This window comes from Kitasatospora arboriphila (assembly GCF_039528095.1).
In the GTDB taxonomy this organism is placed as follows: Bacteria; Actinomycetota; Actinomycetes; order Streptomycetales; family Streptomycetaceae; genus Kitasatospora; species Kitasatospora arboriphila.
In genome coordinates, this window is sequence record NZ_BAAALD010000034.1 from 52497 (window position 1) to 74830 (window position 22334).

Consider the following 22334-nt stretch of genomic DNA (forward strand, 5'->3'; position numbering starts at 1 on the left):
CGCCGGGGGGGCCCCCCCCCCCCCGCCCCCGGGCCGGCGGGCCGCCGGCCGGCCGCGGGCGCCGCTCCAGGCCGTACCGGGTCAGCACGGCCGAGACGGTGAAGGTGGCCGCGTTGAGCAGCAGGGCCCGGGAGGGCCCGAGCACCGCGACCGCCGCGCCGCCCGCCGCGAACCCGGCGAGCTGGCCGAGCTGGGCGGTCAGGTTGACCACCGCCGACGCGGGCAGGTAGTGGTCCCCGGGGGCGATCGTCGGCAGCAGTGCCGACCGGGCCGCCAGGTGCGGCGACTGGGCCAGTTGCACCGCGACGACCAGCGAGCACAGCAGCCACAGCGGCGTGCCGGGGATCGCCATGACGGCGACCAGGCCGGTGCGGACCAGGTCGCACACCACCATCAGCCCGCGCCGCGCGCAGCGGTCCGCCAGCCAGGACAGCATCGGCCCGCCGACGAGTTCCGGCAGCAGGGTCAGGGCGTAGGTGAGTGCGGCCAGCCCCGCCGATGCGCTGCGGTCGAAGACGAGCAGGGACAGTGCCACCCGGGTGAGCTGGTTGCCGCCCACCGAGACCAGCTGGGCCAGCCACAGCATCCGGAACTCGCGGACGGCGAGCACCTGGCCGAAGCCCGCCGTCGGCGGCCTGCTCACGGGCGCGCCACCGACTGCGCCCGTCCGGCCACCCGCGCCACCGGCCGGTCCTCCACCGGCTCCCAGTCGAGCCGGTACTCGGCGAGCACCCGGCCGATCGCCTCCTCGATGCGGCGGCCGCTGCCCGCCCTGAACCGGTAGCGGCCGCCGGTCTCCTTCGCCCCGCCGGTGCCGTTGAGGATCGCGCCCACCTCGGGCAGGACCTCCGCGTACATCTCGGGCACCTCGGCGAGCAGCGACCTGGTCGACAGCACCCGGCAGGGACGCACCGGGGGCTCCGGGATCAGCAGGTAGCCGCCGGCCTCGCCCGCGGGGTCGGGCGGGGTCAGGTCCGGGGACTCCCCGAGGGTCAGTCGGGTGGCGACCTCCAGCAGGTCGAGCCCGTACACGTCGCGCCAGATGTGCGGGAGTTCCGCACCACCGGCGCGTGCGGCCACCTCCAGGAACACCAGCCCGTCGTACTCGCCGGGCCCGGTCGGGTCGACCGCGAACACTTCGAGGTGGAAGACGCTGCTGCGCACGCCGAGGGCGGTGAGGGCGACCTCCGAGTACCCCGTCAGCCGCCGTTCCAGCTCGGGGTCGTCCGCGGCCACCGAGCCGAACGAGTCGCCCAGGGCGTAGTCCAGGCAGGTGTTGAGCAGCCGGAAGGCCCGCAGCACCCGCACCCGCCCGTCCTGGATCACCCCGTCGACCTGGTACATCGGCCCGCTGACGTACTCCTCGCAGACGTGGTTGGGCAGCGGGTCGGCGAGCGTCTCCTCCAGTGAGGCCGGGGAGTTGACCAGGCAGATGCCCTGGCTCCCGGAGCCGTCGCGGGGTTTGAGCACCACCGGGAAGCCGACCTCGGCGGCGAACCGGCGGACCTGCCCGGGATCGTCGGCGTCGACGAACCGCGGCACCCGCAGGCCCGCCGCGGCGACCAGCTGCTTCATCGTCACCTTGTCGCGGACCCGCGCCACGTCGTCCGGCCGGGGGCCGGGGACGCCGAGCAGTTCGCGCAGGTCCGCGGCGACCTCGAGGTCGCGTTCGAAGAGCGCGACGACCTGGTCCAGCGGGCCGTGGCGGTCCACGATGCCGCGGGCCAGTTCGGCGACGGCCGGCCGGTCCGCGAGGTCGTCGACGACGGCCACGGTCTCCGCCGCGGCGGCGTCGACGCCGTCGGCGCCCGCCGCCGAGCAGAGGTAGGCGACCCGGTCGGTGCCGTGGTCGATGTACGCGGTGTAGTCGCAGCCCACCGACCGGTCGAAGCGGTTGAGGACGAGGATGTGCCTGCCGGTCGCAGCGCGGTCGCTCATCCGTGCGTCCTCTCGCGGGTCAGGTGCATCAGCGCCGTGTACGGGGGCAGGTCGAAGTCGACGACGTCGGCGAGGTTCCAGCCGGCCTCGGCGAGGACGTCCTTCCACTCGGCGAGCGAGGGGATCATCTGGCCCATCACGGCGTGCGCGGTCTCGAACCCGAGCGTGAAGACCGGGTGCCGGTCGGTGGAGGGCAGGTCCGAGCGGTAGGTGTCGCAGATGATGAGGTCGGTCGCCGCCGGGAAGGCCTCGCCGATCAGCTTGAGGCTGGTCAGGCACTCCTCGCGCGGCCACAGGTCGTGGCCCATCATGAAGGTGCAGACGAAGTCGACCTGGTCGAACTCGGGGCGGTGCTCCATCGCGGTCGCGTCGCCGTGGACCACCGAGATCCGGTCGGCGAGGCCGGCCCGGGCGACCGACTCGGTGGCCAGGGCCACCGCGCCGGCGGCGAAGTCGACGCCGATGCCCCGGAACTCCGGGTCCTGCCCGGCCAGCTTGATCAGCCGCTCGCCGCTGCCGCAGCCGAGGTCGGCGCCGCAGCGCAGGTTGCGCTCGGCGACGATCCGGTAGAACGCGGGGTCGACGTAGGAGAATCCGGCGTCGCGGGCGCCCAGGCCGATGGCCTTGTAGTCGCGCCGGACGGTGAACCCGTCGGGGCGGTTCGCGGTGCGGATCAGCTCCGGCATGGTGGTGAAGAGTTCGCCGCAGCCGCGGGTCAGCCAGTAGAAGAAGCCCTTCTTCGCCATGGTCTCGGCGAACTGCGGGCCGGGCTCGGCGAAGCGGTGCTCCGGGTCGAGCGCGACGATCCCGGCGAGGGCCAGGCCCCGGGCGACGGCCTCGACGGAGGGCGCGTCGAGGTCCTGCTCGCGGGCGAAGTCCCGCAGGTCCACGGGTGCTTCGGAGCCGTCCAGCCGGTCCAGCAGGCCGGTCTCCCAGGCGGTCGAGATGGCGTAGGCGGAGAGCGTGTGGTTGAAGACGTCGTCGATGACCGAGACGGTCATGGTTCCCCCAGGTGTTGTGTGCGAAAGCCGATCAGGATCGCGTCGACCGCGGCGACGAGGGCCGCGGTCTCGGCGGCGGTGCCGACGGTCACCCGCAGGGCGGCGCCGACGGGATGGACCCGGACCCCCCGGTCCAGCAGGACGGCCGCCCAGTCCGCGGGGCCGTCCGGCGGTCGTACGTAAAGGAAGTTGGCCTGGCTGGGCGTCACCTCGAAGTCGCGCCGGGCGAGTTCGCCGGCGAGCGCCTCGCGGTTCTCCCGGTTGCGGATGCGGCGCTCCTTGAGCGAGGCCGGGTCGGCGAGCGAGGCGAGCGCGGCGGAGCAGGCCGCGCTGCTGACGGTGAACGGCGTCTGCAGCGAGCGCAGCGCGCCGATCAGCCGGGCGTGGCCGATGCCGTAGCCGACCCGCAGGCCGGCCAGACCGTGGATCTTCGAGAAGGTCCTGGTGGTCAGCAGGTTGGGCAGTTCCGACAGGGTCTTGAGCGACGGCCCGGCGTCCGCCTCGTCCGCGTAGTCGTGGTACGCCTCGTCGTTGAGCACGACGGTGCTGTCGGGCAGCCGGCCGGCCAGGTCGGCGACCGCCTGCCGGGGCTGCCAGGAGCCGGTGGGGTTGTGCGGGTTGGAGAGCGCGACCAGGCCGACCTGCGCCTGCCGGAGGTGGTCGGCCAGGTCCTCGCCGGGCGGCCAGGGGCGGGTCACCGTCGGGGTGCCGCACTGGACGCCGAGCATCGGGTAGAAGTCGAACTCGGGTTCGTGGAAGAACGCCGGCCGCTCCGGCCCGGTGAACGCGCGCCAGGCCAGGCCGATGATCTCGGCGCTGCCCGCACCGACCAGCACCCGGTTCAGCGGGACGTCGTGCAGTTCGGCGATCGCCGCCTGCAGGGCGCCCTCCCCCACCGGGTACCGGTGCACGTCCGGCACCAGTGCGTGCAGGGCCTCGGCCACCCCGGCCGGCGGTCCCTGCGGATGTTCGTTTGCATGCAGACGCAGCATCGTCCCCCTCGATTCGATCTTTCGATTACGGTAGGAACCGCGACTGGATGACGACTGGACGACAACTTTTCCTTCACACGGGGCGGGGACGCGGAGATGGTGCAGGGGGGCGCACACGTGCAGGTACAGCTCCTGGGACCGGTCAGGGTCCTGCAGGGCGCGGCCCGGCACGACGTGCCGACGGCGGGGCGGCGCGCGGTGCTCGGCCTGCTCGCGCTGGCGGCCGGCCGGCAGGTCTCCCGCACGGAGCTGATCGACGCCCTGTGGTCCGACGGCCCGCCCAACTCCGCGGTCAACGTGATCCAGACCCATGTGAAGCACCTGCGGAAGCTGCTCGAACCCGAACGCGCGGCCCGCGCCCCGAGTTCGGTCCTGCTCTCGGTCGGCGACGGCTACCTGCTGCCCACCGAGGCCTGCGTCGTCGACGTCCGCGTCTTCCGCGACGTGCTGAACCGCGCCGCGGCGGCCCGGCAGGCGGGCGACCACGCGGGCGCCCTCGCCCTGTTCGACGCGGCGCTGGCGCTCTGGCGGGCCGACTCCCCGCTCGCCGACGTCCCCGCGCTGGCCGCCCATCCCGCGGTCCTGGCCCTGGTCGAGGAGCGGTTCACGGCGCTGGCGGCCAAGGGCGAGACGCTGCTGTCCGTCGGGGCGGCGGACGAAGCGGTGGCGGTCTTTGAACAGGCCGCCCACGCACGCCCGCTGGACGAAGCCGCGCTCGCCCGGCTGATCCGCGGCTACGACGCCGCCGGGCGGCGGGCCGCGGCCGTCGACGCCTACCACGAGGTGCGGCGCCGGCTCGCCGAGGAGCTCGGGATCGGCCCGGGCCCCGAACTCGCCGCCGCCTACCAGGTGCTGCTGGCGGACGACGCCTGGCACACCACCGCGCCCCCGAGGCGCCGGCCGGTGCCCGCGACCCTGCCCGGGGACGTGCCCGACTTCGTCGGACGGCAGCGCGAACTCTCCTGGCTCGGGCGGACCCTGACCCGGCCGGCGGGCGCCGCGGTGCCCGTCGCGGTGGTCTCCGGCACGGCCGGCGTCGGCAAGACGGCGCTCGCCCTGCACTGGTCGCACCAGGTCCGGTCGCGCTTCCCCGACGGCCAGCTCTACGTCGACCTGCGGGGTTACGACCCGCAGCAGCCGCTGTCCGGCAGCGACGCCCTCGCCAGGCTGCTGTCCGCGATGGGCCTGCCCGCCCACGAGATCCCGCTGGACGAGGCCGACCGGGTGGCCCGGTACCGGACGGAGCTCAACGGGCAGCGCGTCCTCGTCCTGCTCGACAACGTCTCCTCGGTGGACCAGGTCCGGCCGCTGCTGCCCGGCACCGGGTCCTGCGCGGTGCTGGTGACCAGCCGCGACACCCTGGGCGAGCTGGTGGCCCGGCACGGCGCCCGGCGGCTCGACCTCGACCTGCTGCCGATGACCGACTCGCTCGACCTGCTGCGCCGGCTGATCGGCGACCGGCTCGACCGCGAGACGGCGGTCGGCGAGGACCTCGCCGAGCAGTGCGTCGGGCTGCCGCTCGCCTTACGGGTGGCCGCCGAGCTCGCGGCCGCGCAGCACACCACCCCGCTGCCGGACCTGGTGTCCGAACTGGCCGACCGCCGCAGGCGGCTCCACCTGCTGGACACGGTCGGCAACTCGGTCAGCGCGGTCTTCTCCTGGTCCTACCAGCACCTGCCGGCGACGGCGGCGCGCACCTTCCGGCTGCTCGGCCTCCAGTACGGGCCCCACGTGTCGCTGAGCGCGTCGGCCGCCCTCACCGGACGCGGCCCGGACGACACCCGGAGCGCCCTGACCGCGCTCAGCCGGGCCCACCTGGTCCACCCGCTCGGCCCCGACCGGTACGGCATGCACGACCTGCTGCGGGCCTACGCGACCACGCTCGCGCACGACCACGTCACCCCCGCCGACCGGACGGCCGCCCAGCGCCGGCTCGTCGACTACTACCTGCACACCGCGAGCGCCGCCTCCGTGCTGCTGGGCCGTCACGAACCGATCGCCCTCCCGCCGCCCGCGCCCGACGTGCCGCCGGCGGCCTTCACCGACCTCGACGGCGCCTCGGCCTGGTTCACCGCCGAGCACCAGTGCCTGCTCGCCGCGGTCGACGCGGCCCCCGACGGCCTGGTCGGCCCGCTCGCCCGGGCCATGGCGACCTACCTGGAACAGCGCGGCCACTGGCCGGACTGGGTGACCACGCAGCACGCGGCGCTGGACGCGGCGCAGCGGCTGGACGACCGGCCGGGGATCGCCGCGGCGCTCGGCGAACTGGGCCGCGCCAATGCGAGGATGGGCCGCTACGACGAGGCGGACCGGCTGCTGCGCCGGGCCGTCCCGCTCTTCCAGGAGCTGGCCGACCCGCTCGGCGAGGCGCACTGCCACAACAGCCGGACCTTGGTGTTCGAGCGGCGGCACGACTTCGTCTCCGCCCTGGAGGAGGCCGCCTCCGCGCTGGCGAAGTACCGGGCGGCCGGCAACCTGACGGGACAGGCCCGGGCGCTCAACAACATGGGCTGGTGCAACACCCGGCTCGGCCGGTACCAGGCGGCCCGCCGGTGCTGCGAGCAGGCGCTCGCGCTGCAGCGGGAGACGGGTGACCGCAACGGCGAGAGCGCCACCCTCGACACCCTCGGCCTGGTGCACCACCGGGTCGGCGACCACCACGAGGCCATCGCCTGCTACGAGCAGGCGCTGCAGATCTACCGGGAGTTCGGCGACCGCTTCAACGAGGCCTCCCTGCTCACCCACCTGGGTGACTCGGCGGACGCCGCGGGCGACCCGGAGGCCGCGCGGGAGGCGAGGAGGAGCGCCCGCGAGATCCTCGCGGAGTTCGACCGCACGGCCGGTGCGGACGGGGGACGGCACCCCGGAGCAGGCCCTTCCTCCGGTTCCGCCGGGTGACCTGATGCACCCTCATGTCGTAAGGCTCGCTTTTGTGTTGTGGAAGTGACATGTCATCCTGACGGCAAGAACGACCTTCCAGGAGACTCGTGAACACCACACCCACCACCGCGGATCCCGACACCGCCGCCGGCCCCGCCGTCGACGCGCTCGGGACGTCCGCCGCGCAGGTCCGCAGCGCGGCGCTCGAGGAGCTGATCCTCAAGGACCCGGGGCAGTTCCGGATCCTCACGGGCGACCGGCCGACCGGCCGCCTGCACCTGGGGCACTACTTCGGCACGCTCCACAACCGCGTGCGGCTCCAGGACCTCGGCGTGGAGATGTTCGTGATCATTCCGGACTACCAGGTCCTGACCGATCGCGACGTCGCCGACAACCTGACCTGGCACGTCGAGGAACTGGTGCTGGACTACCTCGCCATCGGCGTGGACCCGGCCCGCAGCACCGTCTTCACGCACAGCGCGCTGCCCTCCCTGAACCAGCTGATGCTGCCCTTCCTCAGCCTGGTCTCGGTCGCCGAGCTGAACCGCAACCCCACGGTCAAGGACGAGATCGCGCACTCGCGGCAGTCCGCCGTCAGCGGCCTGATGCTCACCTACCCCGTCCACCAGGCCGCGGACATCCTGTCCTGCAAGGCCAACCTCGTCCCGGTCGGCCAGGACCAGCTGCCGCACCTGGAGCTCACCCGGACGATCGCCCGCCGCTTCAACGACCGGTACGGCAACGGCACCGCCGTGTTCCCGCAGCCGGAGGCCCTGCTGTCGAGCGCGCCGCTGCTGCTCGGCACGGACGGCACCAAGATGAGCAAGAGCCGGGGCAACGCCATCGCCCTGGCCGCGACCGCCGACGAGACCGCCCGGCTGCTCAAGGGGGCGAAGACCGACGCCGAACGCCACATCACCTACGACCCGGTCGACCGCCCCGAGGTCTCGTCCCTGCTGCTGCTCGCGGCGCTCTGCCAGGGCCGGACGCCGCAGGAGGTGGCCTCCGACATCGGCGCCGCCGGGGCCGCCGCACTGAAGAAGACGGTGACCGAGGCGGTCAACGAGTACCTGGCGCCGATCCGGGCCCGCCGCGCCGAGTACGCGGACGACCGCGCCCACCTGCGGCGGACGCTGCGCGAGGGCAACGAGCGCGCCCGGGCGGTGGCCGACGCCACCCTCGCCGAGGTGCGCGCCGCCATGAACAGCCACTACTGACTACGACCGACCTACGACCGCGCGGGCACGGCCTCCCACCACGACGGAGGCCGTGCCTTCGCTATCTGCACACCCGGCCCGAACGCCGGTTCCACACATGCGATCTGAGTATGCATCAGCACTTGCGCATCACCGGCGCCGATCGCTCCGTCCGGTCCCACGGATCCTCTGGTAAAAGTCGCCGGCTTCTGGTTAGCATGCAGAAGGCAGGTTGACGCGCGGACGACAAGTGGAGTCCGGGTTCGCAGTCCCGTCGACCCGCCCGCCGGAGCAGGTGCGGCGCGCCGTGCGGCCGCAGCCGCCGGGACGGGAGACCGGGCTCGGAATTCCCGTGCCGTGCGCCCCTTTCTGCATCCCTGTGCGTCTTCCCCTACAGACCTCCTAGGGCAGGCATCCCTTTGATGAAGCTCCTGATGGTAGCCATGCCGTGGCAAGGACTCGACACTCCGTCGAGTGCGCTGGGAATACTCGGGCCGAGCGTCCGGAAGAACGCCGCGCACTGGACCGTCGACGAGTTGTACGCCAACATGCGGTGGGCCGAGCACCTGATGCGCGAGAGCGGCGGCGCCATATCGGCGGAGGACTACGGCGAGGTCGCCGTCCAGGTCTTCCACGGCGTGGGCGACTGGGTGTTCACCCCGGCGCTGTACGACACCGACGGCTACCGGGTCGACGAATTCTCCGCGTTCCTCCGCAGCCGCGGGATCGATCCGCGGATTCCCGTCGAGATGCAGAGGCACGCCCGCGGATTCGTCCGCGACCTCGCGGCCGAGATCGCCGCCGACCCGCCGGACCTGGTCGGATTCACCAGCACCTTCATGCAGAACGTGCCGTCCCTCGCACTCGCCAAGGAGCTGAAGCGGCTCGTCCCGGGCATCCGGACGGTCCTCGGCGGCAGCAACTGCGACGGCCCGCAGGGGCCGACCCTGCACCGCAACTTCGAGCAGTTCGACTTCGTGGTCAGCGGCGAGGGCGAACGCGCACTGCCCGCGCTCCTCAACCGCATCGCGCAGGGCAGGTCCTTCGCCGACGTGCCGGGCCTCAGCTGGCGCGACGACCGGGGCGAGGCGGTCGCGAACCCGCCGGCCGCCGCGGCGCTGCCCTTCGCCGCGGTTCCCGCGCCCGACTACGACAGCTACTTCCGCTCGCTCGGGGACTCCCCCGTCCGGCACCGCGTCCGTCCGATGCTGGTCCTGGAGACCTCCCGCGGATGCTGGTGGGGCGAGCGCCACCAGTGCACGTTCTGCGGCCTCAACGGGTCCGCCATCGACTTCCGGAGCAAGGCGCCCGGGCGCATCGCGCAGGAGGTCAGGGACCTCACCGAACGCCACCGGGTCCTCGACCTGGTGATGGTGGACAACATCCTCGACATGAAGTACCTCGACACGGTGATGCCCGAAATGGCCGCCCTCGACTGCGATCTGCGGATCCATTACGAGATCAAGTCGAACCTGACGCGGGAGCAGTTGCGCAGCCTGCGCGAGGCGAACGTGCTCTACGTCCAGCCCGGTATCGAGGGACTGAGCGACCACGTCCTGCGCCTCATGGACAAGGGGGTCAGCGCCGCGCACAACGTGCGGATGCTGCGCGACGGCGAGGACCTCGGACTCAACGTCACCTGGAACATCCTCTACGGATTCCCGGGCGAGACCGAGGAGGACTACCGCGGACTCCTCGGGAAGCTCTCCGCACTCGAACACCTGCAACCGCCGACCGGCGCCTGGCGCATAGCGCTCGAACGGTTCAGTCCGTACTTCGAGGAGCCGTCGCTGGGATTCGCCGTCCGCCGCCCGGCCGAGATCTACGACCACATCTACCGATTGCCGCCGGACGAGCTGTACGACCTCGTCTACCTCTTCGACACCCCCGACCGGGGAATCTCCGGCCCGATCGAGGACGAACTCAAGAAGGCGGTCGACGCCTGGGCCGGGGCCTACGCACGGAGCAGCCTCTCGTACTGGACGGACGACGGGGGCCGGGTGACCGTCGAGGACCGCCGGGCGAGCTGGCCGGAGGAGGTGATCGAGCTGGACGACCGCAGGAGCAACGTGTACCTGGGCATGTTCCAGGGCGCCGGACGGGCGGGCATCCGCCGGCGGCTCGCCGAGGGCGGATTCGCCGTCACCGAGGAGGAACTCGACCGGATGCTGCGGTACTTCGTCGACCGCGGCCTGGCCTTCGAGGACGGGGGCCGCTACGTGGCCGTCGCGCTGGAGGTCGACCCGTACCGCCGCAAGCTCGTCGACGGCCGGGAGGTGTCGGCGTCCCGATGAGCGTGCTGATGGACATCGGTGAACTCAGGGCCCGGGCCTCGGACGACGGGCACCTGCCGGGCGGCGGCCGGCCCGCGGCCGCGACGCTGACCCTCGGGGCTGCGGGGGACGGCCTTCCGACGGCCGCCGAACTGGCGGCGCTGCTGACCCGGGTGCCCGTCGCCGGGGTACGGCTGGCGGAGGCGGCCGACCTCGCGGCGCTCCCCGACCGGGCGGTCGTGCGGACGGTCGCGCTGATCCGCGAGTGCGCCTCGATCGGCGTCCGCGTCACCTGGTCGCTCGTGCTGGGCGCGCACCAGCTCGGCCTGGTCCCGCGCCTCGACCATCTGCCGGCACCGGAGGCGGTCACGGTGCTCGGGGACGGCAGCGCGCCCCTCGGCGAGTGGCGCTCCGCCGGCAGCTTCGGCCTCCTCTACTTCCGCAAGGGGCCGGGCTTCCTGTCGGTCGTCGACCGCCGGCCGGAGTCCGCCGGGCGGGCCGTCCTCGACGACCCCGTCACGGTGGACGTCTTCACCCGGTGCCTGGGCGGCCGTGCGTGGGCCGACCTGACCGGGGAGCAGCGGCGCGCCGCGGAGCGGCTGGTGGACGCGGGCCTGCTCCTGCGCCTCGGCGGGCACTGCGTGACCCTGCCGGTGCACATGCGCAGCTGGCCGCTGGGCGCCGCCCTGCTGGGCGGCACCCTGGCCTCGGCCGGCAAGAAGCCGGAGGAGGGCAGTTGACCGACGACGCCACCGCACCGTTCGGGGACCTGCCCCGGCTCGTCCGCTTCGAGCACGAACCCGCCCTGCGCTTCCTCGAACACGCCGTCGGCGAGTACCGGAAGTGCCTGGACAGCCGCGGCGCCGACGGCACGCCGAGCCACCTCCCGCGCGCCTCCGGCCTGCTGTTCGGCCGTGTCGACGACCTCGGGATCACCGTCTGCGACGTCGAGTTCGTCCCGAACGTCCGCGACAGCGACGAGGCCGTGATGGCCGAGTTCGAGACGACCATCGCGCCCCGGTTCGGCGAGGTGTACCGCAATCCCGGCCGGGGGTTCTGGAGCGACGAGGGCGCCGTGCTCCGGGCGGTCCAACGGCAGGCGGCGGGCGGCCTGGAGCCGATGGGCTCCGTCCACTCGCATCCGAACTGGCACGAAATCGGCCCGCCGCACGAACGGCGCCAGCGGCTCAGCGAGAACCCGACGCCGATGGACGAGTACCTCTTCCGCCAGTCGTGCTGGCCGGTGAACGTGATCTGGTACGTCCACACCGCCGACGACGGCGGCCTGGCGCACCGGGTGGCGGGCTGGCGGCCCGGCCCGGAGCGCTGCGAAGCGCTCCGCCTCCGGCTCCCGCCGGACCTCTGCGCCGAGTTCGGCGTGCAGTCCTCCCACTGACCGTCCCGTTCCGGCCCCCGGGGCCGGCGGGCCCGCATCCCAGGAGAGCAGTCGCATGCCCGAAACCGCACAGCGCGTCAGCCGGGGTCTTCCGGCACCGGCCGTGACCGTCCGGCTCCCCGCCGCCTTCCACGCCCTGACCGGCGGGCGGCGGCAGGTCCCGGGCGGTGGCGGGAACATCCGGGAGGTGCTCCGCGCACTCGACCGGGACTGTCCCGGCACCCTCGAACGCATCGTGGACGTGGAAGGGGCCGTGAAGCGCTACGTGAACATCTACCAGAACGACACCGACATCCGGAGCCTCGACGGTCTGGAGACGGAAGTGACGGACCGTGACGTGATCTGGATCATCCCCGCCGTCGCGGGCGGCAGCGGCGCCCCCGCCGGCGCCGGCTCCCGGCGCACCCCCGGGAGCCGCTGATGTCGGACGTGCTCCCCCCGCGGTTCTTCACCGATCCCGGGCCGTCGCCGCACGCGGCGACCGCGGAACTGCGCGCCGCGTGCCCCGTCCACCGGATCGACTACCCGCCGGGCGCCGAGGCGTTCGCGGTCCTCGGCCACCGGGAGGTCGTGGCGGCGTTCGGCGACCCCCGGCTGTCCAAGCAGGCCGAGAACCTCCCCGAGCGGTACCGGGACAGGGCGGCGAAGAGCCTCCTGATGGTCCGCAACCTGGGGTTCGCCGATCCGCCGGAGCACACCAGGCTGCGCAGGCCCATCAGCCGGGCGTTCCTGCCCGCCCGGATCGCCGGCCTGCGTCCGCGCATCCAGGAGATCGTCGACGACCTGGTCGACGACCTGCCGGAGTCCGGCCGGACCGACCTGCTGGACGCCTTCGCCCTGCCGCTGCCGCTCACCGTGATCTGCGAGTACCTGGGGGTGCCGGTCGAGGACCGCCCGCTGTTCCAGCAGTGGGGCTACGTCCTCAGCCAGGACCCGTTCCAGCACGCGGAGGCGGAGCTGAAGGCCGCGACCGACGCGTTCACCGACTACTTCGGCCACCTGGTGGCCGAGCGGCGCAAGGACCTGCGCGACGACCTGCTGAGCGACCTCGTCCGGGGCCGCGACGAGGGCGTGTTCAGCGACCGGGAGCTGTACTCGACGATCCTCCTGCTGCTCATCGCGGGCCACAAGACGGTGGCCAACATGCTGGGCAACGGGACGGCGCTGCTGCTCAGCCGGCCCGACCAGCTCGCGGTGCTCCGCGCCGCCCCCGAACTGGTGCCCTCGGCGGTGGAGGAGATCCTGCGCTACGAGGGGTCGGCCTCCTGGGCCTCGCTGCGGATCGCCGCGTCCGACCTGCGGCTCGGCGGCGTGGACATCCCCGAGGGGAGCTTCGTGCACCTCTCGCTGGCCGCCGCCGGCCACGACCCGGAGGTCCACGAGGACCCGGAGCGCTTCGACGTCACCCGCTCGCCCAACCACCACCTGGCCTTCGGCCACGGGCCGCACTTCTGCGTGGGTGCCCCGCTCGGCCGGCTCCAGGGCGAGATCGCCTTCACGACCCTGCTGCGCCGACTGCCGCAGCTGGAGCTCGCGGTGGCGCCGGAGGAGATCGCCTGGCTCGCCGACAGCTCGCTCAGCCGGGGCCTGGAGGCCCTGCCGGTCCTGGTCGGGAAGCGGCTGCCGCGGCAGCCGGCCGGGGGGACGGCGCCGCCGGCGGGCTGCCCGCGGCAGGGTCCCGAGGAAGCGGGGCAGCGATGACGGGGACGGCGGGCGGCCTTCGCGTCGCCGTGGTGGGGGCCGGCGCGGTGGGCGGCTACGTCGGCGGCATGCTCGCCGCCGCGGGAGGCGACGTGCGCTTCCTGGCCCGCGGCGAGACCCTCGTCGCGCTCCGACGGGACGGGCTGCGCATCACCGGCGGCCCGTCCGCCGACCGCCACGTGCCCGGGGTGCGGGCCTCGGCCGACCCGGCGGAGCTCGGCGAGGTCGACGCCGTCCTGCTGTGCGTCAAGACTCCGCAGCTGACCGCGGCCGCCCGCGCGCTCGCCCCGCTGCTCGGGGAGGACACCGCCGTGGTCACCGTGCAGAACGGGGTGGAGGCCCCCGAGCAGGTGGCGTCCGTCCTCGGCCGTGACCGGGTGCTCCCCGGACTGGCCAGGGTCGTCGCCGTGCCGGTCCGTCCCGGCGTGGTGCGGCACCTGGGACCTCCCGGCGCGCTGGGGTTCACCGAGTGGGACGGCAGCGTCTCGAAGCGGGTGCTGCGGCTGCGCGAGGCGCTGCGCGCCGCCTCGCTGACGGCGGCGGAGCCGGCCGACGTCTGGGCCGAGCTGTGGGCGAAGTTCCTGGTGGTGGTGCCGGTCGGCAGTCTCGGCGCCGCCACCGGCGGGGCGACCGTCGGCGAGCTCCGCTCGCGCGCCGGCACCCGGCGGCTGCTGGTCGCGGCCATGCGGGAGATCCACGGGACGGCTGTCCGGCTCGGGATCGGCCTGCCGGACGACGCCGTCGACACCGCCGTCGGACTGGTGGACCGGCAGGCCCCGGACGCGACCTCCTCGCTGCAGCGGGACGTCCTGGCGGGCCGGCCCTCGGAGCTCGACGCCTGGACGGGGGCCGCCGTCCGGCTCGCCGCCCGGGCCGGGCACCGCGCGCCCGTCCTGGAGCTGCTCCACGAACTGCTCGCCGCCCGCGAGGCGCTGGCGGCCGGAGCACCGCACTGAGGCGTGTCCGAGCCCGGGTGCGCCCGTGCCGGTGCGGGCCTCAGAGCGGTGCCGGGCCGGCGTCCACGACCTCGGCGAGCGGCCGCCGCGGAGTGGGCGCGCCCTCCGGCCCGTGGCCGAGCCGGATCAGCAGGTGGACGTGGTACGGGCCCTGCCGGGCGTCGCGGGCCTCGTCCCGCAGGCCCGGCCACTCCATCGCCTGGTGCAGCAGCGAGGCGCGCAGCCCGTGCGCGGTGGCGAGCAGCAGGACGTGCTGCAGCGCGAGGCCCGCGGTCAGCCAGTCCTCGGGGTGGTCCCCGTGGGTGGCCAGGACGGCGATGCACGGGTCGGCCTCGAAGGGCGCGGGCGGCAGGTGTTCGGCCGGGTGGATGGCGGAGAAGTCCCGCATCGGCAGGTGCCCGCCGGCGTCCTGCGGTCCGAGGACGTCCGCGGGGAGTCCGTCGGCGGCGGGGTCGGGCAGGGGGCGGACCCAGCTGCGGCTCTCCGCGCGGCGGCCCGGGTCGGTGGTGTTGCGGCGCTCGGCCTCGGCGGTCAGCCGCAGCAGGCGGTCGCGCTCGGCGCGGTCGGGCAGCAGCAGGAAGGCTCCCTCGCCGTGGGCCGCCCGGGCCAGCAGGTCGAGCACGGCGGGCGGCACGGGGCGACCGTCGAAGGGCGCGCGGACGCTGTGCCGGCGCCAGATCGCGTCGTACAGCTCGGTGGTCCCGGGCAGGTCGACCGGGGAGGGCTCGTCGAGGTCGACCGCGGCGAGCAGTCCGGGCTCGGTGGAGTCGGGCAGCAGCCGGACCCGGGGCGCCCAGCCGAGGTGGCGGGCGGCGGTGCGCAGGTTGAACACGGCGGCGCCGACCGAGATGTGCAGCGCGCGGCCCCCGGGGTCGGCGATCGGCAGACCGCGTTCCGGGGCGGCGTGCACCTCCAGGGTGGAGGTCTCGGGGCGCAGCCGGAAGCGCCACGGCTGGCTGTTGTGGACGGACGGCGCGGCGACGGCGGCGGAGATGAGCTTCTCGAGCGCGGCGGCGTCCAGGGCCTCGGTGCGCATGGCGGCCTCCTGGGGGTGGGATCGGCGGGTCCGGCGGCGGTCAGCCGCTGCCGGGTCTGCCTGCGGTGCGGAGCGTCTCCAGCCGGTGCCGGTACTCCTCGGCGTCGATCTCGCCGCGGGCGAAGCGTTCGGCGAGCAGCTGCTCGGGGTCGGTACGGGGCCGTCCGGGGTCCGCGGGCGGCGGGGCGGGCGGGCCGGGGGGCGGTGGCCCGGTGCGGCCCAGGTGGCGGACCAGGACCACGATGCCGAGGACGAGCAGGGCCCAGAAGAGCACCATGCCGACGGTCATGAAGCCGAAGCCCCAGCCGTTCATGCCATGGCCGTTCCAGTACGTCATCACGGCCTCCTCCGCCGGTCGCGGACGGATCGCGGGCGGATCGCCCACCACCATCGTGCGCGGTCGGGGCGGCCGGATGCTTGGGCCGATCGGCCCGGGTCGGGGCCCGCAGGTCCCGACCCGCGGGCCGGTCTCAGGCGGCCCGGCGGAGTTCCCCGGCGACCTGGTGGGTCCAGTCCCGGATCTGCTCGGCGTTGCGGTAGTCGCCGCTGGTGCCGCGGCGGACCATGAGGCGGGCGAGCAGGCCGGGGGTGTCGGAGGTGACCCGGCCGCCGAAGGTGACGTGGCCGCGGGCGTGCAGGCGTTCCATCTCGCGGGCGGCGCCGGGGACGGGCAGCAGGTCCTCCTGCTCGGCGGAGCCGTCGACCGGGCCGCTGCTGAACAGCCAGACCGGCCGCTCGGTGAGGGCGTCGGCGTTGCGGTGGGCGCAGCGCAGCGCGTCGCGGTGCCAGTGGCCGGCGTAGAGCGAGCCGCCGAGGATGACGGCGTCGTACCCGGAGACGTCGCGGACCTCGCCGGCCGGGAGGACGGCGGCGTCGAAGCCGTCCTGCCGGAGGGTGAGTCCGATCTCGGCGGCGATCCCGGCGGTGGCGCCGTGCTTGCTGCCGTAGGCCACCAGGACTCTCCTTGTCTTCGTCGCGGTCATCACGTCCTCCCGTCGCCGGCCGGCCGCCGCCCGGCGGGTGTCCCCGCGGGGTGCGGCCGTCCCCTCCAGGGTGGGCCACCGACGCCGAGGCGGCCAGGTACGGCCGTTCGGGTGATGGCCGGGAGCGGGCGGGGGCGGGCCGGACGGGGTGTCGGCGGCCCCCGCCCGGGCGGGCGGAGGGCCGGGTGCGGTGCCCCGGGGTGCCCGGGGCCGGAGCGGTTCAGCCGTTGATGGGCCGGGGGTCGTTGACGATGTTCCCGTCGGTGCAGCTGTCGGCGGTGGTGCCCGTCCAGGCCGCGCCGACGGGGACGACGGCGAGTTCCTGGAGGCAGACCGCGGCGGCGGAGAAGTTCCAGTCGTCGGCGGCGTTGATCGCCCCGACGAGGCTGTCGGTGGTGTCGGCGGCGGCGCGGGCGGCCGGGGCGAGGACGGCCGCCGGGGCGAGGAGGGCGGCGGTGAGAGCCGCGGAGGTGAAGGTCTTCTTCATGCCCGGCCCAACGGCCGGCGGGCGCCCCGGTCACTCGCGGCGGGGTGCCGCTCGCCCGGTCGGCGGGCGGTGGTGGTCCGTTCGGCCGCGCCGGTGCGGCTCGGCCGGGGGAGGGCGGGACGTGCGGTCAGCGTTCGACGACCAGGCTGTGGCAGGTCCAGCTGAGCCGGGAGGGGCCGCCGACGGGCGGGCGCGGGTGGTAGGTGCCGTCGGAGACGGAGAGGTTGACGATCAGGTGGGCGTGCCAGGTGGAGCCCACGCCCCGGCGGTCGGAGTAGACGGCGGCACCGTTGGCGTACCAGTCGACGGAGGTGCGGCCGAAGACGGTGCGGAGCTCGACGGTGGCGCCGGGGGCTATGCCGGCCGCTCCGCCGTGCCAGTAGCGGTAGCCGCCGCGGACGTGGTTGGAGACCTCCAGCAGGTCGGGGTTGTCGGGGTGGTACTCGAAGACGTCGATCTCGTTGCCGCCGTCCCGCCAGGTCCAGATGGCGGGCCAGGCGCCGAGGGCGGTGGGCAGGGTGACCCGGGCGAGCATCACGTCGCCGGGCCGCAGCTGAAAGCCGTCCGGGCTGCCCTCGGTGGTGAGCAGGTTGCAGTTCCACAGGTCGCTGCCGGGCCGGCGGGTCGCGGCGAAGACGCCGCCCGGGCAGTAGTCGGGGACGAGGTGGTCGAGCTTGTGGTCGCTCCTGTTGGTGGGCCCCATCCGGGGGTAGGCGCTGCTGCGCCCCGCCACCCACTGCCGTGTCGACGTGAAGTCCGCGCTGAAGACCGTTGCCATCGCCGCCTCCCGGTGTGCCGGTCCGCCGCGTTTTGGGCGGACGCCGTCAATCACTGGGAGTGCATTACCCGTTACGGTTCGTCATATGCGAACTCGGAGGTTCCGAATCCGGACCGGTCCGCGCCCCGTCGCGAGGGTCCTGGACGCCCCGCGCGTCCTGCGCGTCCTGCGCGTCCTCGCGGCGGGTGCGGCGCAGTTCCTCCAGGCCGGTGGTCATCCGGCCGAGGAAACGGGCGACGGTGCGCAGCTCGTCCGGGCTGAACCCGGCGGCGACCTCGTCGGTGCAGGCGGCGACGGGGGCGAACCAGGCGGCGGCCATCCGGCTCGCACCGGGGTTGTAGTGCACCTGGACCTGGCGGCGGTCGGCGGCGTCGCGGCTGCGGTGGATGTGGCCGGCGCGCTCCAGCCGGTCGAGCACGGCGGTCACCGCGCCGGAGGTGAGGGCGAGTTCCTCGCGCAGCCGGCTCGGGGTGACCGGGCCGGGGGTGACGCCGGCGGAGCCGCGCATGATCGCGAGCAGCGCCTGGACGTCGGTGGCGTGCAGGCCCTGCGCGGCGGCGAAGTCGTGGCCGAGCAGGTTCATCTCGGAGGCGAGCCCTTGCAGGAGGTTGCCGAAGGCCCTGCTGTCGGGCGGCCGGGGCGCCTCGGGGGTCGGCTCCTGGTCGGACAAGGGTCACCTCTCGGTCGGTCGACGGCCGGCGGACGGACCGCTCGGGCTCGGGCGGCCACCAGCCTAGGGCGTGCCGGCCCCCGCTCCGATTATCTCAATGGTCAAGTCTTTCGATGATTGAGATATCATCGCGCCCGACCGTCGACCGATCCGTCGACCCACCCGGAGGACCCGCCGTGCCACCTCGCCGTATCCGGTTCCTGATCCCGCTGGCCCTCGTGCTCGCCTGGCTCGCCCTGGGAGGCGCCTTCGGCTCCTTCGCGGGCCGCCTCACCGAGGTGTCCACCAACGACCGGGCCGCTTTCCTGCCGCAGAGCGCCGAGTCCACCCGGGTCGCCGCCCTGGAGAAGGGCTTCCAGGCCCAGGGCAGCCTCCCGGTGATCGTCGTCTGGGAGGCCCGCGACGGCTCGGTCACCGCCGAGCAGCGCACCGCCGCCGACCGGGCGCTGCGCGCCGCCGCCACGGTGCCGGGCGCCACCGGCCAGGTCTCCCCCGCCCTGCCCTCGAAGGACGGACGCGCCCTGCAGGGCGTGGTGGCGCTCCGCTCCGACCTCGGCCGGCAGACCGTGGACAGCGTCGACGCCGTCCGCGAACGGGTCGCCCCGGTGCCCGGCACCACCGTCGCGCTGGCCGGCCCGGCCGCCATCGCCGCCGACCTCGGCGGCGCCTTCGCCGGCATCGACGGCCTGCTGCTGGGCGTGGCCCTCGGCGTGGTGCTGGTGATCCTGCTCGCCGTCTACCGCAGCCTGCTGCTGCCGCTGCTGGTGATCGTCGGCGCGGTCTTCGCCCTCGGCGTCGCCTGCGCCCTGGTGTACGTGCTGGCGCAGCACGGCGTCGTCCGGGTGGACGGGCAGATCCAGGGCCTGCTGTCGATCCTGGTGATCGGCGCCGCGACCGACTACGCGCTGCTGCTCTCCGCCCGGTTCCGCGAGGAGCTCCCGCTGCACGCGGACCGGTTCGCGGCGATGCGGACGGCCTGGCGGCGCTCCGCCGAGCCGATCGTCGCCTCCGGACTGACCGTGGCCCTGGGCCTGCTGGTGCTGCTGCTCTCCGACCTGACGAACAACCGGGCGCTCGGCCCGGTCGGCGCGATCGGCATCGCCTGCGCGGTGGTGTCGGCGCTGACCTTCCTGCCGGCCGCCCTGGTGCTCTGCGGCCGCGCCGCCTACTGGCCGGCCCGCCCGCCGGCGGACGGCTGCCCGCCGGTGCACGGCGTCTGGCGGCGGGTGGCCGCCCTGGTCGGGCGGCGGCCCCGGGCCGTCTGGGCCTCGGCCCTGGCCGCGCTGCTGGCCTGCGCGGCCTTCGCGCCCGCGCTGGACGCCCGCGGCGTCGCCCAGACCGACCTGTTCGTCAAGGAGCAGCCCAGCGTGGTCGCGCAGCGGGTGCTGTCCGCACACTTCCCCGGCGGCTCCGGCAACCCGGCGGTGATCGTCGTGAAGGCCGACCGGGCGGACGCCGTCGCCGGCGCCGCCCGCGCGGGCGCCCGGGGGGGGGGGGGGGCCGCCCCCCCCCCCCCCGCCCCCCCCCGCCCCCCTGCCGATCGGCCGTGAGGTGGCCCGGCGGGCGCTGGCGGCGCTGGAGGCCGGCGGCGGGGCGCCCGGGCGGGACGCGGCCGGGCCGGGGCGATGAGACGCGGGCCACGCCGGGCCGCCGGCGGACCCTCGTAGACTGGGGCGATTGTGACTGCCACCGCCCCCAGCCCCGAGCTGTCCCCGTCCGCCCGGCTCTCCGCCGCCCCGGCCGCGTACCCGGCGCCGATGTACCCGCACAAGGCCACCGAGGCCCAGCACCGGGAGCGGCGCATCCGCAGCTTCCAGCCGCGCCGCGGCCGGATGACCAACGCCCAGGCGGACGCCCTGGACCGGCTGTGGGAGCGGTACGGGCTGGCGATCGACGGCACCCCGCTCGACCTGCCGGCGCTCTTCGGCGACCTCCCGGTCACCCTGGAGATCGGTTTCGGCATGGGCGAGACCACGGCTGCGATGGCCGCCGCCGACCCGTCGTCCGGCATCCTGGCCGCCGACGTGCACACGCCCGGCCACGGCAACCTGCTGCAGATGCTGGAGCGCGACGGCTCCCCCAACGTGCGGCTCGCCGCGGGCGACGCGGTGATCCTGCTCCGCGACATGCTGCCGGACGCCTCGCTGGCCGGTCTGCGGGTCTACTTCGCCGACCCGTGGCCGAAGCCCAAGCACCACAAGCGCCGCCTGATCCAGCCGCACTTCCTGGAGCTGGTGCTGCCCAAGCTCGCGCCCGGCGCGCTGGTGCACTGCGCCACCGACTGGGAGCACTACGCGGAGCAGATGCTGGACGTGCTCTCCGCCTCGGACGAGCTGGAGAACCTCCACCCCGAGGGCGACGGCAGCGGCTGGCTGGAGCCCGAGGAGCGCCCGGCGGGCAGCGTGCCCGGTTACGCGCCGCGCCCGGGCTGGCGGCCTCTGACGAAGTTCGAGCGGGCGGGCCTGGCCAAGGGGCACGTCGTGCACGACCTGCTCTTCCGGCGCCGCTGATCCGCCCGGCGGACTCCCGCCGGACTCGGTGGCGGCACCCCGCCACCGGGAGCTGACGGTACGTCACCCGCAGTGATGACGGGCACACGGATCGTCCCGGGGGCTCCCCCTCCGGCGGAGCCGTCGCCTACGCTTTCCGGGTGAGCCGTCCGCCCAGCGGCAGCCCGTCCCCCAGCACCACGGCCCGCACTGCCGCCGACGAACCGCCCGCGACCCCCGCCGGCACCCGGACCATCCCGGGGCCCCGGGCCGGCGCGGTCCGCCGCCTGCTGCCGCACTGGGCGCGGCTGGAGGCCCTGCACCGCTCACTGCACTACCCGGCGCTCTCCTCCTCGCTGGCCGCGTTCGCGCTGGCCGGCAGCGGGGTGCTGATCCTGCACCTGGTGCAGCGGCAGACCGGCACCACCGGCCTGCTGGTCGGGCTCGGGCTCGCCCTGCTGCCGCTGCCCTTCGTGCTGGGCTCGCTGGCCTGGCTCAACCAGACCGCGCGCGTCCCACTGCGGCACACCCTCTTCTGCCTGGCCTGGGGCGCCTGTGCGGCCACCACGGTGGCCCTGCTCGCCAACGGGTGGGCCAGCGACTTCCTGGTCGCCCACCAGGGCAGCAGCCGCGGCGAGACGCTCGGCGCCGAGGTCGCCACCCCGCTGATCGAGGAGCTCTGCAAGGGCGCCGCGATCCTCCTGCTGCTGCTGCCCGTCCGCAGGCGGCCCAGCTGCCGGCAGGACCACAGCTGTGCGCTGCTCGCCGAGGCCGGCCCAGAGGGGCCGCACACGGCCGGCCCGCCCGCGCCGGTGCCCGCCGTCCCCCGGCCGCGCCGCCCGCGCGGCGCGCTGCCGCGGATACGGCCGCACCTGCGGCCGCTGCCGTACTTCCGCCCGCCGGTGCTGCTCGCGCCGGGTGACCGGGCGCATCCGCGGGCCCGCTCCAGCCCGCGGACGCTGGCCGCCGGCCTCGTCCTCGGCGCGATCACGGCCTGCGGCTTCGCCTTCACCGAGAACGCCCTCTACCTGGGCCGCGCCTTCACCGACGACCAGCAGTCCCGGTTGGACTCCATCGGTCTCGGCGAGCCGCCGACCCTGCGCGACTTCGACTCCACCGTGCACACCTTCGTGCTGCGGGCGCTGCTGTCGCCCTTCGCGCACCCGCTGTTCACCGCGCTGACCGGCCTCGGGGTGGCGATCACCCTCACCACCGGGCGGCGCTGGCTCTCCCGGCTCGCCGCCCCGGTGGGCCTGGCCGCGGCGATCGGCCTGCACGGGGTGTGGAACGGCGCCGCGGGTCTGGGCACGGACGGCTTCCTGCTGATCTACGGGCTGGTCATGGTGCCCGCCTTCGCGGCCCTGGTCTGCCTGGCGGTGTGGGCCCGCGCCCGGCGCGCCCGGCAACCCGCCCGCCCTCCGCTGCCGGAGTGACCGGGGGCGTGGACGGCGCCCCCGCGGGGAACGGATTTCCCTTCCGCGCGTCCGTCACGTAGTGTTGGGTTCACCGACGCGGGGTGGAGCAGCTCGGTAGCTCGCTGGGCTCATAACCCAGAGGT

20 protein-coding genes and 1 pseudogene are annotated in these 22334 nt (G+C 74.7%); 11 read left to right on the forward strand and 10 right to left on the reverse strand.

Annotated features, from left to right (window positions below; genetic code table 11):
- The 4 genes from ABD353_RS18860 to ABD353_RS18875 all read right to left on the reverse strand — a co-directional run.
- On the reverse strand, window positions 1-643 hold a 643-nt coding region (locus ABD353_RS18860; RefSeq protein ID WP_344624797.1), incomplete at its 3' end, for an MFS transporter.
- Window positions 640-1938 carry an ATP-grasp domain-containing protein gene (locus ABD353_RS18865; RefSeq protein ID WP_344624798.1) on the reverse strand — a complete coding sequence of 433 codons (1299 nt, stop codon included), beginning with the start codon at window positions 1936-1938 and terminating at the stop codon, window positions 640-642. The genes ABD353_RS18860 and ABD353_RS18865, both read right to left, overlap by 4 nt.
- Entirely contained in the window at window positions 1935-2939 is a 1005-nt protein-coding gene (locus ABD353_RS18870) for an SAM-dependent methyltransferase (protein ID WP_344624799.1), read from the reverse strand. The genes ABD353_RS18865 and ABD353_RS18870 overlap by 4 nt, the downstream gene beginning before the upstream one ends.
- Window positions 2936-3931, reverse strand: coding sequence for a pyridoxal phosphate-dependent aminotransferase (locus tag ABD353_RS18875; protein WP_344624800.1), 996 nt, complete (start codon window positions 3929-3931; stop codon window positions 2936-2938). The genes ABD353_RS18870 and ABD353_RS18875 overlap by 4 nt, the downstream gene beginning before the upstream one ends.
- Window positions 3932-4048: 117 nt before the next feature.
- Between ABD353_RS18875 and ABD353_RS18880 the strand changes: the two genes are divergently transcribed.
- The 8 genes from ABD353_RS18880 to ABD353_RS18915 all read left to right on the forward strand — a co-directional run bounded on the left by ABD353_RS18880 (window position 4049) and on the right by ABD353_RS18915 (window position 14333).
- Complete coding sequence (locus ABD353_RS18880) at window positions 4049-6829, forward strand: AfsR/SARP family transcriptional regulator (RefSeq protein ID WP_344624801.1); 2781 nt, start codon at window positions 4049-4051, stop codon at window positions 6827-6829.
- Between the two features lie 89 nt (window positions 6830-6918).
- On the forward strand, window positions 6919-8028 hold the full coding sequence (trpS, locus tag ABD353_RS18885; RefSeq protein WP_344624802.1) for a tryptophan--tRNA ligase: 1110 nt from the start codon (window positions 6919-6921) through the stop codon (window positions 8026-8028).
- 422 nt (window positions 8029-8450) lie between these two features.
- Window positions 8451-10301, forward strand: coding sequence for a RiPP maturation radical SAM C-methyltransferase (locus ABD353_RS18890; protein WP_344624803.1), 1851 nt, complete (start codon window positions 8451-8453; stop codon window positions 10299-10301).
- Complete coding sequence (locus ABD353_RS18895) at window positions 10298-11020, forward strand: DUF5825 family protein (protein ID WP_344624804.1); 723 nt, start codon at window positions 10298-10300, stop codon at window positions 11018-11020. Before ABD353_RS18890 ends, ABD353_RS18895 begins: the two co-directional genes overlap by 4 nt.
- On the forward strand, window positions 11017-11676 hold the full coding sequence (locus tag ABD353_RS18900; protein ID WP_344624805.1) for an MPN domain-containing protein: 660 nt from the start codon (window positions 11017-11019) through the stop codon (window positions 11674-11676). Before ABD353_RS18895 ends, ABD353_RS18900 begins: the two co-directional genes overlap by 4 nt.
- A gap of 55 nt (window positions 11677-11731) precedes the next feature.
- Entirely contained in the window at window positions 11732-12097 is a 366-nt protein-coding gene (locus ABD353_RS18905; protein ID WP_344624806.1) for a MoaD/ThiS family protein, read from the forward strand.
- Window positions 12097-13377 (forward strand): cytochrome P450 family protein, encoded by a 1281-nt coding sequence (locus tag ABD353_RS18910; RefSeq protein ID WP_344624807.1) that lies wholly within the window; start codon window positions 12097-12099, stop codon window positions 13375-13377. The genes ABD353_RS18905 and ABD353_RS18910 overlap by 1 nt, the downstream gene beginning before the upstream one ends.
- Window positions 13374-14333, forward strand: a complete 960-nt coding sequence (locus ABD353_RS18915; RefSeq protein ID WP_344624808.1) for a 2-dehydropantoate 2-reductase — start codon at window positions 13374-13376, stop codon at window positions 14331-14333. Before ABD353_RS18910 ends, ABD353_RS18915 begins: the two co-directional genes overlap by 4 nt.
- 40 nt (window positions 14334-14373) lie before the next feature.
- On the opposite strand, the gene ABD353_RS18920 is transcribed toward ABD353_RS18915, so the two are convergent.
- From ABD353_RS18920 to ABD353_RS18945, 6 genes are all read right to left on the reverse strand, one after another.
- Window positions 14374-15369 carry an Acg family FMN-binding oxidoreductase gene (locus ABD353_RS18920; RefSeq protein ID WP_344624809.1) on the reverse strand — a complete coding sequence of 332 codons (996 nt, stop codon included), beginning with the start codon at window positions 15367-15369 and terminating at the stop codon, window positions 14374-14376.
- A gap of 40 nt (window positions 15370-15409) precedes the next feature.
- Window positions 15410-15706, reverse strand: coding sequence for an SHOCT domain-containing protein (locus ABD353_RS18925; RefSeq protein ID WP_344624810.1), 297 nt, complete (start codon window positions 15704-15706; stop codon window positions 15410-15412).
- Window positions 15707-15839: 133 nt separating this feature from the next.
- On the reverse strand, window positions 15840-16352 hold the full coding sequence (locus ABD353_RS18930) for a flavodoxin domain-containing protein (RefSeq protein WP_344624811.1): 513 nt from the start codon (window positions 16350-16352) through the stop codon (window positions 15840-15842).
- A 220-nt stretch (window positions 16353-16572) separates the two neighbouring features.
- On the reverse strand, window positions 16573-16839 hold the full coding sequence (locus tag ABD353_RS18935; RefSeq protein ID WP_344624812.1) for a hypothetical protein: 267 nt from the start codon (window positions 16837-16839) through the stop codon (window positions 16573-16575).
- A 127-nt stretch (window positions 16840-16966) separates the two neighbouring features.
- Window positions 16967-17617 carry a LamG domain-containing protein gene (locus ABD353_RS18940; protein ID WP_344624813.1) on the reverse strand — a complete coding sequence of 217 codons (651 nt, stop codon included), beginning with the start codon at window positions 17615-17617 and terminating at the stop codon, window positions 16967-16969.
- A 64-nt stretch (window positions 17618-17681) separates the two neighbouring features.
- A complete protein-coding gene (locus ABD353_RS18945) occupies window positions 17682-18287 on the reverse strand; it encodes a MarR family winged helix-turn-helix transcriptional regulator (protein ID WP_344624814.1) in 606 nt (201 codons plus the stop codon).
- A 113-nt stretch (window positions 18288-18400) separates the two neighbouring features.
- Here ABD353_RS18945 and ABD353_RS18950 point away from each other — a divergent pair.
- From ABD353_RS18950 to ABD353_RS18960, 3 genes and pseudogenes are all read left to right on the forward strand, one after another.
- A pseudogene (locus ABD353_RS18950) lies at window positions 18401-19819 on the forward strand (MMPL family transporter); the annotation flags it as partial.
- Between the two features lie 147 nt (window positions 19820-19966).
- Window positions 19967-20797 (forward strand): tRNA (guanosine(46)-N7)-methyltransferase TrmB, encoded by an 831-nt coding sequence (trmB, locus tag ABD353_RS18955; RefSeq protein WP_344624815.1) that lies wholly within the window; start codon window positions 19967-19969, stop codon window positions 20795-20797.
- Window positions 20798-20937: 140 nt separating this feature from the next.
- Window positions 20938-22209 (forward strand): PrsW family intramembrane metalloprotease, encoded by a 1272-nt coding sequence (locus ABD353_RS18960; protein ID WP_344624816.1) that lies wholly within the window; start codon window positions 20938-20940, stop codon window positions 22207-22209.
- The last annotated feature ends 125 nt before the right edge of the window (window positions 22210-22334 follow it).